Genomic DNA, 15,490 nt, shown 5'->3' on the forward strand with positions numbered 1-15,490 from the left:
CGCGCGTCCGACCCGCGACACCTCCAAGATCGCCCTGGACTCGGTAGCGGATCGCGACCGGTCACCGCTCGCCCTTGTGCGCCGGGCACGAGATGGCGGATCGGCCTTGCGCCACGCCGGAGCGCGGGGAAACTTGATCCGTGATCAAAACGCTGCGCCCCACGGACTACAACGAGGTGCTCCACGTCGGGCACTTCTTCCGCAAGGGCGACCCCGTGCTGATGGATCTCACCGAACTGACGGACGACGTGGCCAGGCAACTGGTGGACTTCTGCGCCGGGCTGATCTGCGGGCGGGGCGGGGGCATGGAGCGGCTGGACAAGAAGCTCTTCCTTCTCCAGCCGCCTGCCAGGCCCCGGATCGCCGCCGCGCACATCCCTGATCTGGCCCACATCGCCGACTGAGCCGCACACCCCAGGCGAAGAAGCGACCAGCCGCCAACGTGTCTGGACGGGCACGCCGGACGATCTGGTGTATTGAGCCGCCGGATCGATCCGCGTGGGCTCGCGTCCGGGCGCCGGGCGGCGGGGAAATCCGTTTGACGTTGCGAGCGGGGCTTCCTGAGACTTGGCGGCATGGGACACGTCGAGGTGGGCCATGTCGGCCATGTGCTGCCGGACGGGCGGATGCTGCTCGACGACGTCTCCTTCCGGGTCGGCGACGGTGTCACGGCCGCCCTGGTGGGGCCGAACGGGGCCGGGAAGACGACGCTCCTGCGCCTGATCGCGGGCGACCTGGCGCCGCAGTCCGGAACCGTCGCGCACAGCGGCGGCGTCGGCGTCATGCGCCAGTTCATCGGCAGCGTGCGGGACGGGTCGAGCGTGCACGACCTCCTGCTGTCGCTGGCGCCGCCCCGGGTGCGGGAGGCGGCGGCCGCGGTGGAGGCGGCCGAGCTGGTGATGATGGAGCGCGACGACGAGCCCGCCCAGCTCCGCTACGCCACGGCCCTCGCGGGCTGGGGCGACGCGGGCGGCTACGAGGCCGAGGTGCTGTGGGACGCGTGCTGCGTCGCGGCCCTCGGCGTCCCCTACGACTCGTGCCGGTGGCGCGAGGTCCGCACCCTGTCGGGCGGCGAGCAGAAGCGGCTCGCGCTCGAAGCCCTGCTCCGCGGCCCCGACGAGGTCCTCCTCCTGGACGAGCCCGACAACTACCTGGACGTCCCGGGCAAGCGGTGGCTGGAGGAGCGGCTGCGGGAGACGCCGAAGACCGTCCTGCTGGTGTCGCACGACCGCGAGCTGCTCGACCGGTCCGCCGACCGGATCGTCACCGTCGAGGCGGCCCGGGTGTGGATCCACGGCGGCCGGTTCGCCACCTACGCCGCCGCCCGCCGCGACCGCAACGAGCGCCTGGAGGAGCTGCGGCGCCGCTGGGACGAGGAGCACGCGAAGCTCAAGGAGCTGGTCAACACCCTGCGGACCAAGGCGACGGTGAACGACGGTTTCGCGTCCCGCTACCGCGCGGCGCAGACCCGGCTGCGCAAGTTCGAGGAGGCGGGGCCGCCCGAGGTCCCGCCCCGCGACCAGAACCTGAAGATGCGCCTGCGCGGCGGCAGGACCGGCAAGCGCGCGGTGGTCTGCGAGGACCTCGAACTGACGGGGCTGATGAAGCCGTTCGCCACCGAGGTCTGGTACGGCGAGCGCGTCGCCGTCCTGGGCTCGAACGGCTCCGGGAAGTCGCACTTCCTGCGCCTTCTCGCGGCCGTCGCGGAGGCGCTTCCGCGCGGGGCGACGCCGGTGAAGCCCGTCGCGCACACCGGCGTGGCCCGCCTGGGGGCGCGGGTGGTGCCGGGCCTGTTCGCGCAGACCCACGCCCGTCCCGACCTGGCCGGGCGCACCCCGTGCGAGATCGTCATGACCGAGCACGCACGGTTGCGGGGCGACGCGATGAGCGCGCTGACGCGCTACGAGCTGAACGTGTGCGCCGAGCAGCCCTTCGAGACGCTGTCCGGGGGCCAGCAGGCCCGTCTCCAGATCCTGCTCCTGGAACTGGGCGGCGCCACCCTGCTCCTGCTGGACGAGCCCACCGACAACCTCGATCTGGCCAGCGCCGAAGCGCTCCAGGAGGGGCTGGAGTCCTACGAGGGCACGGTCGTCGCGGTCACCCACGACCGCTGGTTCGCCCGCGCCTTCGACCGCCACCTCGTCTTCGGGTCCGACGGCTCGGTCTACGAGTCGGCGGAACCCGTCTGGGACGAGACCCGCGTGGCCCGCCCCCGCTGAGCCACGCGGGTCCCCTCACGTGCGAGGAGTCAGAGAGGCCTACCCCTGCGGATAGGCGCGCCCGCAGTCATCGGCGCTCTGGATTTGGAAGCCCTGTCCGGAGGTCTCGGCGTGGCTCGTGATCTGGTCGAAGTTCCTCACGAACTGGGTGTAGACGGTTTTGTCGTTCATGATCCTGATGGAGTTCTCGTCGTTGTTCTCCAGGGAGTCGTGGTTCAGGTTGGCGCTGCCGGTGAACACGACCGTGGCCGGCTTCGTGGTGTTCGGGTAGCCCGCCTCGATCATCATGTCCTTGGTGTGGACGTAGTTCGGGGCGTCGTCCTCGTTCTGCTTGTACGCCCACATCCGCACCGGGGCGCCTTCGTTCATGGCCTTCGCCAGCGGTTCGCAGACCGATTTGTGGATCTTGCGGGCGACGACGTCGACGCTGCACCCCTCGCGGGCCCTCTTGACCAGCTCCTTGGCGATCGCGCTCCTGGTGACCGACCAGTTCGCGATGCGGATCTTGCCGGGGCAGCTGGTCGCCTGCAAGGTGTGCACGGTGGTGTCGTTCGCGGCCGGGTCGCCGTCCACGACCGCCCGCGGGTAGAAGTAGCTCTTGATGTTGCCGGTGATCATCGGCGGGTTGTCGTCGTAGTAGTCGGGCCGCCCCTCCATCCTCTGGAGGTCCTCGAAGTAGCCGGCGTAGCGGTTGTACAGGTTGGCGTCCCCGACGTGCGTGTACCAGCTGTTCCAGGCATCGCTGCCGGAGGATCTCCTCATGTTCGCCGAGCCCGTGGAGACCACGTTGGACGCGCCTTTGGTACCGGAGAACAGGACGAACTTGTTGTGCATCGCGTTCGTCCCCTGGCAGGAGGGGTACGGGGGAGCACCGAGCACCTGTCGGCAGTAACGCGCCCAGGTCTCGTCATTCCCGTCCTCGTCGAGAGCCGTCTTGAGCTGGGTGAACACCTCGTGTTCGGCCTCGGGCGCCCCGCCGTCGACCAGGAGCTGGACCTTCACGCCACGCGCCTTCGACGCGAGGAGCAGCGCCTGGGCGATGACCGGCTCCTCGAATCGGAACGCGGTGAACATGATCGTCGAACCCGGGTCGGCGTTCTGGATCAGGTCCAGCAGGTGGGTGAGGATCTCGTTGCCGGGCGGGGTGTTGAAGGTGGCCGTGTCACTGAGACCGCTGGCGGATCGTCCGGGGTCCGCGGGTGCAGCGGCGGAGGCGGGCGCGGACAGGGCGGCGCCCGCCAGGAGCGCGGCGGTCGCGAGCGTGAGACCTCGGGAGCGCATGGGTGTGGGGGTTCCCTTCTGTTCATGCGGGGTTCCGTCGGCTTGCCTGCGCGGGGTCCGGTGGCGCGGCGCGCGGCGGCGCGGGCTCCGGTGATGTTGATTCTCGTCCGCCGTCCCGCTCGGCCGTGAGGTCGATTCCGGCCGACGGGCGACGGTTTCAGGACAAACCGCGGCCGGACACGGAGCGGTGCGCGAACGTCTCGCGGTAGGCGGTGGGGCTCACCCCGGCCACCTGCCGGAAACGTGCGCGCAGTGCGGGGGCCGAGGGGAACCCGGAGCGCCGGGCGACCTCGTCGACCGGCATGTCGCTCGTCTCCAGCAGCTGCTGCGCGCGGATGACGCGCTGGTGGGCCAGCCACTGCGCGGGCGCGCAGCCGGTGATCTCACGGAACCGGCGGTCGTAGTTGCGCCTGCTCATGTGGGCCCGGCGGGCCAGGGCGGACACGGGCAGCGCCGTGTCCAGGCGTTCGAGCGCCCAAGTGATCGTCTCGGCCACCGGGTCCGCGGCGTCGAGGTCGAGGACCGGCGCCTCGACGTACTGGGCCTGGCCGCCGGGCCGGTGCGGCGGCACCACCATCGCCCTGGCCACCCGGTTGGCGTCCGCGGTGCCCAGCATGGACCGGATCAGGTGCAGCCCGAGGTCCATCCCGGCGGCGCCGCCGCCCGCGGTCAGCACGTCCCCGTCGTCGATGTACAGGACCGACGCGTCGACCCGGACCGCCGGATGGAGCTCGGCCAGCCGCGCCGCGACGGACCAGTGCGTCGTCGCCGGACGGCCGTCCAGCAGACCGGCGGCCGCGAGCACGAACGCGCCGCTGCACAGGCCGGCCACCCGCGCGCCGCGCGCGTGCGCGTCGCGCACGGCCTCCAGCGCCGGTTCGGGCGGGTGTTCGGCCGTCGGCTGGGGCAGGTTGGGGACGACGACCAGATCCGCGGCGCGGATCGCCGCCAAGTCGTGCGGGACGGCGCACGACAGCCCTCCGCCGACGATCGCGGCGCCGGGCTCGCCCGCGACGATCCGCAGGTCCATGCCGGGGAGAGCGCCGTAGTGCGCGGCGATGTCGAACACTCCGCAGGCGAAGGACATGCTGCCCATGAGCGCGCCGTCGAAGACCACCACGACCAGCCGCCGCGGGACACTCGCGGCATCCGCCCGGCCCGGGTCGCCGAAGGCCTCGGTCAGCGGACCGGTGCTCGCCATCGTCTCCGCCCTGCTCGCGACCGCGGGCGCGGCGCCGTCACGCAGTGGAGCCGCCCGGCCTGAATATCACAACATCCGGCGGCCGGAAAGGTCGGGACGCGGGGCCACCGGGGCGACCTGGACCGCGGGATGGGCGGGCCGGGGCCGCGTGCGGTCCCGGCCCCTGGTCCGGCTAGCAGTGGTGGACGTGGCCCTTGATGACCTTCACGTAGTTGGCGGTGACCCAGTCCTTGGGGCTGCTGTAGCCCATGCGGTACCAGACGCGGGTGTGCCCGACCTTCTGGCCGCGCGTCCAGCACTTGATGTAGAACCGCTGCCCGGGCTTCAGCCAGTAGACCCGCTTGGAGTGTGTGGTCGGCCGGGACCGGACCGCCAGCCGGTGCCGGCTGGTCACCTTGCCCGTGGCGTACTGGTCGAGGGCGGGCCGGACGGCGTGCGCCGCCTGGTCCGCAGCCTCGGCCGTGCTCGGAGCCGACGCCAGTGCGGTCCCCCCGGCGACCCCGACCCCGACGATGCCCGCGAATGCCACGGTTACGAACTTGTAGGTCTGTTTCACGAACTCTCCCCCCGAGAGCGCTCTGATCAGTACAACGGCCTCATGCCCCTGCGTAATGGCAAACTAACTCTAAGTAGTGACAACAGAGCGGCCGGTTCCCTCGTTCCGCGCTTCCTGGACGGTCCCGGCGGAGAGTCCCATGTGAGCGGGGACGAGAGCCCTGTCCTACTTCGGGGGGCGACGGATAAAGTGCCCGGGTGCGGGTGGTGGTCACTGGTGCGGCGGGGTTCATCGGGAGCCATGTCGTGGACGCGTTCTCGGGGGCGGGGCACGAGGTGCTGGCCGTCGACGCGCCCGGGCGTTCGCTGAGTCCCGGCCTCGCGCGGCGGACGTGGGCGAGGGTCGCGACCAGGCCGGGGGTCGTCGCCGCCGAGATCGACCTGGCGCTGGACGATCTCTCCGCCGTCTCCGAGGCGGACGTCGTCGTGCATCTGGCGGGACGTCCCGGGGTGCGCGACTCGTGGGGGCGGGGCAGGGCGCTCGTCGAGCGGGACAACGTGGCGGCGACGCGGCGGTTGCTGGCGGCCTGCGTGCAGCGGCCGCCCCGGCTGCGGCCGAAGGTCGTCGTCGCGTCCAGTTCGTCCGTCTACGGATCGGCGGGACCGCGGCCGAACCGGGAGGACGATCCGCTGAAGCCGGCGAGCCCGTACGCGGTGAGCAAGGCGAAGGCGGAGCGGCTCGCGCGGACGGCCGCCGCGAGCGGGCTGCGGACGGTGCTGCTCCGGTACTTCTCGGTCTACGGGCCCCGGCAGCGGCCCGACATGGCGTTCCACCGGTTCGTCGAGGCGGCGCTCGACGGGCGGCCGCTGCCGGTGTTCGGGGACGGGCGCAGCTCCAGGAGCTTCACGCACGTGCGGGACGTCGTCGCGGCCACGCTGGCGGCGGCGGCCGAGGACCTGGCGCCCGGCGTCGCCGTCAACGTGGGGCACGCCGAGCACGTCGCGGTCCGCGACGCGATCGCGATGCTCACCGGCGCGCTGGGCGTCCCGGCGCAGATCCGGCGCGAGACGCCCGTGGCCGGGGACGCGACGCGCACCTGGGCCGACACGGCCCGCGCCCGGGAGCTGCTCGGCTGGACGGCCGCGACGGACCTGGCCGAGGGGCTCGCGGACCAGATCGCCTGGCACCGCGGGCTGCGGAACGTGCCGGAGGGGGCGGCGATCGGATGAGGCACCAGGGGCCCCTGCGGCACAGGGCGGCGTACGTCGCGTTCGACCGGTTCCCGTCCAGCAAGGGGTCGGCGGTCCACATCGCGCAGATGGCCGACGAGCTGTTCACGCGGTTCGAGGGCGGGCTGCTCGCCGCGATCGGCGGCGGCGACCTGCCGCGCTACCAGCGGGAGGGGACGCGGGAGGTCGCGCGGTTCGACGCGGCGATCCCCAACCTGATCGACCGGGCCGAGGCGTTCTCCGGCTGGGTCGCGGCCCACCTGCGGCCGCACTGGGAGACGCTGGAGGTCTGCCATGTGCGCGACCCGTGGAGCGCGCTTCCTGCGGTCGCGGACGGGCGGCGCCACACGGTCGTGTACGAGGTCAACGGACTGCCGTCCATCGAGATGAGTCACACCTGGCCGTGGGCCGCGCCCGCCACGCTCGGCAAGATCCGCGAGCTGGAGCGGTTCTGCCTGGAGCGCAGCGACGCGGTGGTGGTGCCGTCGCGGGTGATCGGCGATGCCGTCCGGGGCCTCGGGGTGCCGGAGGGCCGGATCCACCTGGTCCCGAACGGCGCCGACGTCCGCGACAGGCCGGAGCGCCCCGCGGGCGCGCCGGAGCGGTACCTCGTCTACGTGGGCGCGTTGCAGCCGTGGCAGGGCCTGGACGTGCTGATGCGCGCCTTCGCGCGGCTCGCCGACCTGCCCGGCCTGCGGCTGGTGGTCTGCGCGTCCGTCCCGGAGCGGCGGGCCAAGCCGGTGCGGCGGCTGGCCGAGCGCCTCGGCGTCGCCGAGCGGGTCGACTGGCGTTTCGCGCTGCCGCACCACGAGGTCGCCGCGTGGCTGGCGCACGCCGAGGTGTCGGTGGCGCCGCTGACGGGCTGCGCCCGCAACCTGGACCAGGGGTGCGCGCCGCTGAAGGTGATCGAGTCGATGGCGGCGGGCGTCCCGGTGGTCGCCTCGGACCTGCCCGCCGTCCGCGAGCTGATGGCGGACGGGCGGCACGGGCGGCTGGTCCCGGCGGACCGTCCCGCCGAGCTGGCCCGGGCCGTCCGGATCCTGCTGGAGTACCCGGAGGAGGCCGCGGCGATGGGGCGGAGGGGCCGCGCGCACATCGAGGAGAGCCTGACGTGGGCGCGGTCGCGCGCCCGGCTGACCGAGGTCTACCGCACGCTGACACGGGGTCGATAGGTGGTTCGTCATGTTCTGGCGTAAACAGAAGGCCGCCATCGAGCGGTTCCATCCCCTGCACAGGGCGCTGACCTTGGAGCAGGGCTTCTCCGTCTCGCTGCGGCGCGACGACTGGGAGCCGGTGATCCAGAGCCTCGCGCAGCACGGGGCGCACGTGCGGCGGCGCCGGTGGCGGCTGCACGGGCGGGTCCCGGGCGTGCTCGTGCCGCTGCTGCGGGTGCTGTCGGCGGACATGCCGCCCGACGGGGTGCTGTCGGTGTCCGCGGACATGCGCGGGTCGCGCGTCCCGGACAAGAACGGCCCGGTGCAGGACCTCCCCTCCCGGCCCCCGATCTCGGGGCTCAAGCAGTGGTACGCGATCGACCCGTGGCTGCGGATCCGGGCGGAGCTGCGCGACGGCAGCGTCGTCGAGCTCTCGGTCACCGACCGGGTGCGGAACCGCAAGTACCGCAAGAGGAACGCGCGCGGCAAGGTCAAGTTCAAGAGCAAGTCGAAGACGGTGCAGCTCGTGCGGGTCACCCGGCGGCTGGCCAAGGACGCGGCCGTCCGGCGGCCCTCCTCGCCGCCGCCCCGCTGGGTCCGGGTGCAGGTGAAGCAGGGCAGGCGGCTGGTGATCCGCGCCAGCGGGAAGTTCCCGGGGCCGGTGGAGGAAAGGATCCTCGTGGACCGGATCCTGCAGGTGTCGACGGAGCCGTTCCGGTGGACGCCGCCCGGCACGGCCGCGAGGAGGACCACATGAACCGCTGCACCGTGACCACCGGGTTCTTCGTACTCGGGCGCTGCGGCCGGTCCGCGGTGGCGGCGTGCCCGCAGTGCGGCCGGCCCGTCTGCGGCGCGCACGCCGGCCCGAACGCGCTGTGCCCCGAATGCGCGGCGGCGCAGGGCTACCGGACGCAGGACCCGCACCACCCGGGCTGGACCCGCGGGTACCGGCGCGAGTACTACCGCGGCAGTTCGCAGAGCTACAACGACGGCTACTGGTACTCCTCGTTCGACGAGTACGACCGCGGCGCGTTCAACCCGGGCGACGACTACTCCTACGGCGGCGACTGGGGACCGGACGACGACACCGGCTTCGTGGACAGCTGATGCGGCCCCGCGTCCTGTGGATCACCGAGCACTACCCGCCGAGCCGGGGCGGCATGGCGCAGTCGTGCGACCGGATCGTGCGGGGCCTGCGCGACGCGGGGGCCGAGGTCGACGTCGCCCACCTGACCCGGCGGTCGCGGCCGTGGGGCGTGTCGCGCGAGCACGGCGGGCGGCTCGTCACCGCCCCGCTCGGGGACGACTCCGAGCACGCGCTGCGCCGCCTGTGGACGACGATCACCGCCGAGAACCTGACGGGATACAGCCACGTCGTGGCGTTCGGCGGCGTTCACGCGATGCTCGCCGCGCCCGTCCTGTCCGCGCTGCTCGGCGCGCCGCTGGTGACGCTGCTGCGCGGCAACGACATCGACGTGGGCGCCTTCTCGATGCGGCGGCGCGGCGTGCTGGCGGACGCGCTGCGCGCCTCTTCGCGCGTGTGCGTCGTCGCGCGCTCGCACGCGCCGCTGGTGTCGGCGCTGGCCCCGGACGCGGCGGTCGCGTTCGTCGCCAACAGCGTCGACACCGCGCAGTGGCGGGTGCTGCCGTCCGAGCGGGAGCGGGGCCGGGCGTGGCGGGAGGAGAACGTCGCCCCCGGGCGCCGGACGATCGGGCTCATCGGCCAGCTCAAGGTCAAGAAGGGCGTCGGCTTCTTCCTGGAGGCCCTGGCGGCGTCGCGCCGCACCGGCGCCTTCCACCTGCTGCTCGTCGGCGAGGTCGAGGACTCCGTGCGCGAGTGGCTCGCGGAGCGCGACGTCCCGCACTCGTTCCTGCCGTTCCTGGAGCGGTACGACCTTCCGGCCGTCTACGCGAGCTGCGACCTGGTCGCGCTCCCCTCGTTCTACGACGGGATGCCGAACGTGGCGCTGGAGGCGGCGGCGCTCGGCGTGCCACTGATCGCGTCGGACGCCGGCGGGCTGGCGGACGTGGCCGACGACGAGATCGGGTTCACCTTCCCGGCGGGCGACCCGCACGCGTGCCGCGCGGCGGTGGACCGGGCCGCGCGGGCGGGCGGGGAGGAGCTGGCGAAGCTCGGCGCGGCGGGCGCCGAACGGATCCGGCGCGACTTCACCCCGGCCGCCGAGACCGCGGGCTACCTGGCCGTCCTCGACGAGACGCGTTGATCGTCTGCTACGCGGCCGGGGACGGGCTGGGGCATCTGACGCGGCTCCGGGCCGTCCTGCACACCCTCGGGCGGGAAGGGCCGGTCACCGTCGTGACCGGGTCGCGGTTCGCGGCCGACCCGCGCGTGGCGGGCGGCTGGAACGTCGTGGAGACCGCCGATCCGGCGGCCCCGCCGCCGGACGAGGTGATCGTGGACGCGTTCCCCGCCGGGCTGGGGGGCGAGCTGACCGGATTCCCCTCGGGGACGAGGACGACGCATCTGGCGCGGCTGCTGCGCTGGGACGCCTACCGGCCCCTGCTCCCCGCGAGCCCGCCCCGCTTCGACCGGACGTTCGTCCTGGAGGAACTCGACCCCGCCCACCTCGCCTACCTGCGCGCGGTGTCGGACGAGGTCGTGCCGCTGGCGCTCGCCGATCCCCCGTCGGAACCGGTCGACGTGGACGGCTGGCTCATCGTGCACAGCGGCCCCGACGCGGAGACGCTCCAGCTCGTCGCCTACGCGCAGGACATGGCGTCGCTGGAACGGGTCCGCCCGCCGATGACGCTGGTGTCGCCCGCGAGACCGGACGGCCTGCCCCCGCACGTCGTCCACCTGGACGTCTATCCCGCCTGCGTGCCGGGCCCGAACGTCGAGCGGATCGTCACCGCGGCGGGGTTCAACGCCGTCCGGCAGTACGCGCCCTGGCGGGAACGGCACCGGATGATGCCGTTCCCGCGCAGCCTGGACGACCAGTACGCGCGCGCGGCCCGCGCCAGAGGCGGGTCGCCGCGCTAGAAGTAGGTGGAGGTCAGGTTGCCGGTCGGCCAGGTCTTCACCGCGTTCGCCGCCTTGTGCAGCAGCGAGTCGATGTCGCCGTAGTTCGCGGCGGAGCCCTCCTGGCGCTGGTCGAACAGGACCGCCCACGAAAGGCCGTCGTACCGCCGGACCAGCAGCGTGTACGTCCCGGCCAGGCTCCCGTTGTGCCAGGTGTTGCGGCCGCCGGTCACCGGGCGCACCTGCCATCCGCAGCCGTAGTACCAGCCGTCGGCGTTGACGCCGATCTCCGGCTTGGCGAACGCCCGGCTGATGGACGTCGACGACAGGACGGACGTCCCGCCGTCGTAGACGCCCGCGAAGCGGGTGAGGTCCATGGCGGTGGCCAGCCAGCCGCCGTGCGCGTCCATGTTCTCCAGGTTGAACGCGCCGTACGGGAAGGGCACCTTGGTGCCGCTGTTGTCGAACACGGTGGCGCCGGTGTAGGTCGAGTAGTACGGGACCTCGCCGGTGGCCTTGGTGCGCGACTTGCCGAGGCGCATCCGCGTGATGCCCCGGGGCGCGAGCACGGTCTGCCGGACGTAGTCCTCGTACTTCTTCCCGGTGACCTTCTCGATGATCCGGCCGAGCAGCAGGTACCCGTAGTTGGAGTAGGCGTAGTGCGTACCGGGCGCGTGGTCCAGCGGACGCCGCGACGTGTACTTCATGATGCTCGCCTGCGACACCGGCAGCGCGAGGCCGAGCTCCTTGGCGATCGCCGCGTCCCGGAACATCGGGTCGGGCGAGATGTCGCGGTCCCAGCCGCCGAGGTGCTGGAGCAGCCGCAGCACCGTGACGTCCTTGAGGCGCGGGTCGGCCGTCGTGGACAGCCCCAGCAGCGTCGCCACCCGGTCGGTGAGCTTCAGCTTCCCGTCCTGCACGAGCCGGAGCACCGCCGTCGCCGTGACCGGCTTGGAGATGCTGGCGATGCGGAACGGCGAGGTCGGCTGCGTCTTGAACGCGCCGGCCTCGGCGTAGGTGTAGCCGCGCGACAGGACGAGCTTGCCCTTGCGGACGACGGCGAGCTGCCCGCAGGGGATCGACCGCGCCTGCATGAAGCTCTTGATGGTGGCGTCGAAGCCGCCGAGGCCGGCGAGCGCCTTGCCGGTCACCCCCCACGTGCGGGCGGCGGCCGCCGCCTGCGCCGTCCTGGACGACCCCGACCCGCCGCCGGCGCAGCCCGCGAGCAGCGCCGGCGCGGCCACCAGGCCCGCCGCCTTGCCGAAGTTCCGCCTGCTCAGCTCCGCCACCGCGGCCCCCTGAAGATCGATTGTCCGGAATGCGGTGATCATGCACCCTAATGCATTCGATCTTCAGTGGCGGGGAGAACCCGGAGGCCGGAGCCCCGGACGGGGCCCGCGCGGGACCCGCGCGGGCCTGCGCGGGGGCTAGGCGGGCAGGCGGACGTCGAACTCGATCTCGACCTCGTCGGCGAGCCGGAGCGCCCCGAAGAACGCCGAGTAGGGCTTGATGCCCCAGCGGCTCTGCTCGACGGTGACGCCGCCGCGCACCCGGTCGCCGTCCCGCGCGGCCGCGAGCCGCACCGGCTTGACGCGGCCCATGATGGTCAGGTCGCCCTCGACGCCGTCCTCGCCGACCGCGGTGGAGGCGAACACGATCCGGGGATACCGCCGGACGTCCAGGACCTTCCGCAGGTTCTTCACGATCTCGGCGCGGTCCTGGTCGGTGAGGGGCTTCACGCCGCCGGCGCCCTCACGCACCTCCAGCCCTTCCACCTCGACGGTCACCTCGACCGACGAGGCGTCCAGGGGCTCGCGCGCCTCGACCGCCGCCGACCAGCGCGTGGCCTCGATGGTGAGGTCGTGCCCCGCGCGCCGGCCGAGCCCGCTGCGCCCCGTCCGGACGAGCAGCCGCCCGTCCTGCGGTCCGAGCTCGAACGTTCCGTCCATACACCCCACCCTGCCACGCGGGTCAGAGGCACTCCACCTCGGGCTGCGGGCGGTACTCGGTGTGGAACCTCTCGCGGCGCACCTCGCGCCCGTCGGCCAGCAGCGTCCGCCACACGTCGACCTCGAAGCCCTCCCGGCCCGTCATGGGAATGCACTCGCCGCCGCGGCCGGCCTCCGACTCGAACGGCCTGAACCCGTACCGCTCGGACGTCCGCGACCGCACCTCGTACCTGCGCCGGCCCCACAGGTTCACCGTCACCGACGCCGCCGAGTAGGCCACCTGGATCCGCACCGGCTCGCCGGTGTCGTTCCTCCAGGTGAAGTCGAGCTGCGGATAGAACACCGCGGCCTCGCGCCCCTCCGGGTACTCCGGCATCCACAGGGTGTGGGCGCGCGCCTTCCGGATGTCCAGCCCGGCCAGGAACACCGCGTTGTACAGCGTCGTGGACACCTGGCAGATGCCGCCGCCCACGTCGTCCGCCAGCCGGGAGCCCATGATCGCGGGCGCGGGCACGTATCCGCGGCCCCTGGTGCGGGGCCCGACGGCGTCGTTGAACGAGAACGTCGCGCCGGGCTCGACGACCCGTCCGTCCAGGGTCCGGGCGGCGAGCTCGATGTTGTGGACGCGGGGCTCGCCCGGCGCGAACCGCGTGGTGAACGTGCTCATCAGGCGCTCGGGCGGCAGCCGCCCGGGCCCGCCCCGACCGGGCCCGTCGCGGTACGGCACGCTGAGCGCCGCCGACACCCCCGAGAGCCGCGGGCCCTCCAGGTAGACGCCCAGCAGCAGACCCGCCGACGCGGCGGTGCCCGCCGCGATGGGCCACCACCGCCGGACGCCGCGCCGCAGCCGCTCGCGGCGCCCCCGCCCCTCCCGACGGCGCCCAGGCCCGATCCGCCCCACCGACCACACCCCCCGAGGATCCCAACGGGATCTTTCACGGACCCTGCCGCTTCCCCGCGGCGGGCGCCCGCGCCTTTACCCGAACAGAACGAACGTCCGAACAACACCGGCCCTGCGGGACGGCGGGGCGCGGGGGGCGCGCGCCGGGCGCCGTCAGCGGGCGCGGGCCCCGGCGCGCATGCGCTCGGGGTCGATCTCCCGGCCGGGACGCCGGCGCAGGTACTCGGCCTCCAGCTCGTTCATGCGCCGCGTGTGCTCGCCGTAGGCCTGGTCGGCGGCGTGCCGCAGCGCGTCCAGCCTCGTGTCGTACAGGTGGCCGAGCTCACGGAACAGGTCGTCGTCGCTGAGGTCGCCGGGCGCGACTCCCAGGTCACGGCTCGTCATCGTGTGATCTCCTCCTTCGTGGGCGTCCCGTGCCCTACCCGGCCATCGGGGCATGAACCGTGAACACCCGGAGCGCGCGGGGGTGCTTGCCGAAGCGCACCGCGCGCGGCAGCGACGCCACCTCCCCGTCGCGCGCCAGCCGCAGCTCACCGCCCGGGGAGACGACCTCCATGCCGGTGGTCCGCCACGAGCGGTACCCGGGCGTGACGCGCAGGTGGCCAACGATGATCGCGGCGACCGCGCGGACGCGGGGCGCCCGGCTCCCCGTGGTGACCATGCGGACGTCGAGCTTCCCGTCGTCGAGGCGCTCGCGCCAGGTGGGCGCGGCGCCCCACGAGCCGAAGACGCCGTTGCCGACGAACGCCAGCCACACCCGCCGGCGCCTGCCGTCCACCATCAGCTCCACCGGCTCGGAGTGCCGCAGCGTGCGGACGGCGGCGACCGCGAGCGCGGGCCACTTCCCGATCCGCCCCTCCAGCCGGACGCGCCGCTCGACCACCTCGGTGTAGGCGCCGATGCTCGCGGTGTTGAGGAACACCTGCTCCGCCTCGTCCCCCGCCTCGGCGGACACCGGGGTCACGTAGGAGACGTCGGCGCGGCCGACCCGGCCCTCCCGGTAGGCCCTGATCGCCTGCGCCGCGGTCTCCACGCCGACCGCGCGGGAGAAGTGGTCGAACGTCCCGCCGGGGACGACCAGGAGCGGGACGTCGCGGCCCAGCGCGGCCCGCGCGGCGGCGCTCACGGTGCCGTCGCCGCCGACCACGGCCAGCACGTCGGCCCGCTCGGCGGCCTCGGCGCACGCCTTGTCGACGTCCGCGCCCGGTTCCAGCCGGACGATCTCCGCCGCGGGCAGCTCGGCCTCGATCAGCGCGAGCGCGAGCTCCGAGCGCCTCGGGAGGATCCCCGCGTCCGTCCCGGCCGCGGGGCCCGAGCCCAGGTTGACGACGGCCACGACGCCCCGGCCGTCCCGGGCGACGCGCACGTCCCCGTCCCCGGCCGGGGCCAGGCGCGCCACAGGGGGGCGGGCGGGCCACACCATCCGCGTCCCGATCCCGGCGAGCGCGCCGATCCCGAGCCCGGCGAGGACGTCGCCCGGATAGTGAGCGCCGGTGTAGATGCGGGCGAAGGCCACCGCCGCCGCCGTGGCCGCGACCGGGACCGCGACCGCCGCCGGCGCCTCCAGCGCCACGCCGGTCGCGAACGCGGCGGCCGAGGCGGAGTGCCCGGAGGGGAAGGCGTGCGAGGTCGGCAGCTTCCACCGGATCCGGATCGGGGGGACGAGGTCGACGACGGGGCGCTTGCGGCGGAAGGCCTGCTTGCCGACGATGTTCACCGCGGGGCTCGCCACGGCGATCGCGATGGCCCCGCGCAGCGCCGCGCGCCGCAGCCGGGGCCGTCCCGCGATCCCCATCGCGCCGGCCGCCGAGAACCACAGCACCCCGTGGTCGGCGAACCGCGACAGCCGCGGCAGGACGTACTCCAGCCCGCGCAGCCGCGCCGCCGCGACCTGATCGAACGCCCACCGGTCCATCCGGCCCAGCCTGCGCAGGAGGGGGACGCGCTGCGGCCAGGCCCGGTGCTCCTGGGCCTGCCGCGACCGGCGCCGGGTGACGGACCGTGACGGCACATGAGTGCGCCGTGAATGGTTGACGCGCATGTTCCGTGGTATCCCCAGGGAGGCCGACATGATTCCGTA

General features: G+C 73.6%; 16 protein-coding genes. 8 read left to right on the top strand and 8 right to left on the bottom strand.

The features are described from left to right. Positions 1–140 precede the first annotated feature (140 nt). Both sepF and BJY14_RS14915 read left to right on the top strand, forming a co-directional pair. A complete protein-coding gene (sepF, locus tag BJY14_RS14910; protein ID WP_179844159.1) occupies positions 141–404 on the top strand; it encodes a cell division protein SepF in 264 nt (87 codons plus the stop codon). 171 nt (positions 405–575) lie between these two features. Then, positions 576–2,219 carry an ABC-F family ATP-binding cassette domain-containing protein gene (locus tag BJY14_RS14915; protein WP_179844160.1) on the top strand — a complete coding sequence of 548 codons (1,644 nt, stop codon included), beginning with the start codon at positions 576–578 and terminating at the stop codon, positions 2,217–2,219. 39 nt (positions 2,220–2,258) lie between these two features. Here BJY14_RS14915 and BJY14_RS14920 read toward each other — a convergent pair whose 3' ends face one another. From BJY14_RS14920 to BJY14_RS14930, 3 genes are all read right to left on the bottom strand, one after another. Beyond that, the gene (locus BJY14_RS14920; protein ID WP_179844161.1) at positions 2,259–3,500 is read right to left on the bottom strand and encodes a phospholipase D-like domain-containing protein; all 1,242 of its coding nucleotides are present in this window, start codon (positions 3,498–3,500) and stop codon (positions 2,259–2,261) included. 157 nt (positions 3,501–3,657) lie between these two features. After that, entirely contained in the window at positions 3,658–4,701 is a 1,044-nt protein-coding gene (locus BJY14_RS14925; protein ID WP_179844162.1) for a GlxA family transcriptional regulator, read from the bottom strand. 172 nt (positions 4,702–4,873) lie between these two features. Further along, positions 4,874–5,257 carry a hypothetical protein gene (locus BJY14_RS14930; protein WP_179844163.1) on the bottom strand — a complete coding sequence of 128 codons (384 nt, stop codon included), beginning with the start codon at positions 5,255–5,257 and terminating at the stop codon, positions 4,874–4,876. A gap of 197 nt (positions 5,258–5,454) precedes the next feature. Between BJY14_RS14930 and BJY14_RS14935 the strand changes: the two genes are divergently transcribed. From BJY14_RS14935 to BJY14_RS14960, 6 genes are read left to right on the top strand one after another with little or no spacing between them, the layout of a single operon-like run. Then, positions 5,455–6,426 carry an NAD-dependent epimerase/dehydratase family protein gene (locus BJY14_RS14935; protein WP_312879231.1) on the top strand — a complete coding sequence of 324 codons (972 nt, stop codon included), beginning with the start codon at positions 5,455–5,457 and terminating at the stop codon, positions 6,424–6,426. Then, complete coding sequence (locus BJY14_RS14940) at positions 6,423–7,598, top strand: glycosyltransferase family 4 protein (protein WP_179844164.1); 1,176 nt, start codon at positions 6,423–6,425, stop codon at positions 7,596–7,598. Before BJY14_RS14935 ends, BJY14_RS14940 begins: the two co-directional genes overlap by 4 nt. Positions 7,599–7,608: 10 nt before the next feature. Beyond that, positions 7,609–8,337, top strand: coding sequence for a hypothetical protein (locus tag BJY14_RS14945; RefSeq protein ID WP_179844165.1), 729 nt, complete (start codon positions 7,609–7,611; stop codon positions 8,335–8,337). Next, positions 8,334–8,687 carry a hypothetical protein gene (locus tag BJY14_RS14950; protein ID WP_179844166.1) on the top strand — a complete coding sequence of 118 codons (354 nt, stop codon included), beginning with the start codon at positions 8,334–8,336 and terminating at the stop codon, positions 8,685–8,687. The genes BJY14_RS14945 and BJY14_RS14950 overlap by 4 nt, the downstream gene beginning before the upstream one ends. Then, on the top strand, positions 8,687–9,805 hold the full coding sequence (locus BJY14_RS14955) for a glycosyltransferase family 4 protein (protein ID WP_179844167.1): 1,119 nt from the start codon (positions 8,687–8,689) through the stop codon (positions 9,803–9,805). Before BJY14_RS14950 ends, BJY14_RS14955 begins: the two co-directional genes overlap by 1 nt. Continuing rightward, positions 9,802–10,581, top strand: a complete 780-nt coding sequence (locus tag BJY14_RS14960) for a hypothetical protein (protein ID WP_179844168.1) — start codon at positions 9,802–9,804, stop codon at positions 10,579–10,581. The genes BJY14_RS14955 and BJY14_RS14960 overlap by 4 nt, the downstream gene beginning before the upstream one ends. Here BJY14_RS14960 and BJY14_RS14965 read toward each other — a convergent pair. From BJY14_RS14965 to BJY14_RS14985, 5 genes are all read right to left on the bottom strand, one after another. Next, positions 10,578–11,849: a serine hydrolase domain-containing protein gene (locus BJY14_RS14965; RefSeq protein WP_179844169.1), complete on the bottom strand. Its 1,272-nt coding sequence runs from the start codon at positions 11,847–11,849 to the stop codon at positions 10,578–10,580. The genes BJY14_RS14960 and BJY14_RS14965 overlap by 4 nt on opposite strands. A 138-nt stretch (positions 11,850–11,987) precedes the next feature. Then, positions 11,988–12,509, bottom strand: a complete 522-nt coding sequence (locus tag BJY14_RS14970) for a YceI family protein (protein WP_179844170.1) — start codon at positions 12,507–12,509, stop codon at positions 11,988–11,990. Between the two features lie 22 nt (positions 12,510–12,531). After that, the gene (locus BJY14_RS14975; protein ID WP_218905383.1) at positions 12,532–13,419 is read right to left on the bottom strand and encodes a VanW family protein; all 888 of its coding nucleotides are present in this window, start codon (positions 13,417–13,419) and stop codon (positions 12,532–12,534) included. Positions 13,420–13,563: 144 nt separating this feature from the next. Further along, positions 13,564–13,794 carry a DUF6158 family protein gene (locus BJY14_RS14980; RefSeq protein WP_179844172.1) on the bottom strand — a complete coding sequence of 77 codons (231 nt, stop codon included), beginning with the start codon at positions 13,792–13,794 and terminating at the stop codon, positions 13,564–13,566. A gap of 34 nt (positions 13,795–13,828) precedes the next feature. Further along, positions 13,829–15,421, bottom strand: coding sequence for a bifunctional phosphatase PAP2/diacylglycerol kinase family protein (locus BJY14_RS14985; protein WP_312879232.1), 1,593 nt, complete (start codon positions 15,419–15,421; stop codon positions 13,829–13,831). Between the last annotated feature and the right edge of the window lie 69 nt (positions 15,422–15,490).

The sequence above is a fragment of the Actinomadura luteofluorescens genome, from assembly GCF_013409365.1.
In the GTDB taxonomy this organism is placed as follows: Bacteria; Actinomycetota; Actinomycetes; order Streptosporangiales; family Streptosporangiaceae; genus Spirillospora; species Spirillospora luteofluorescens.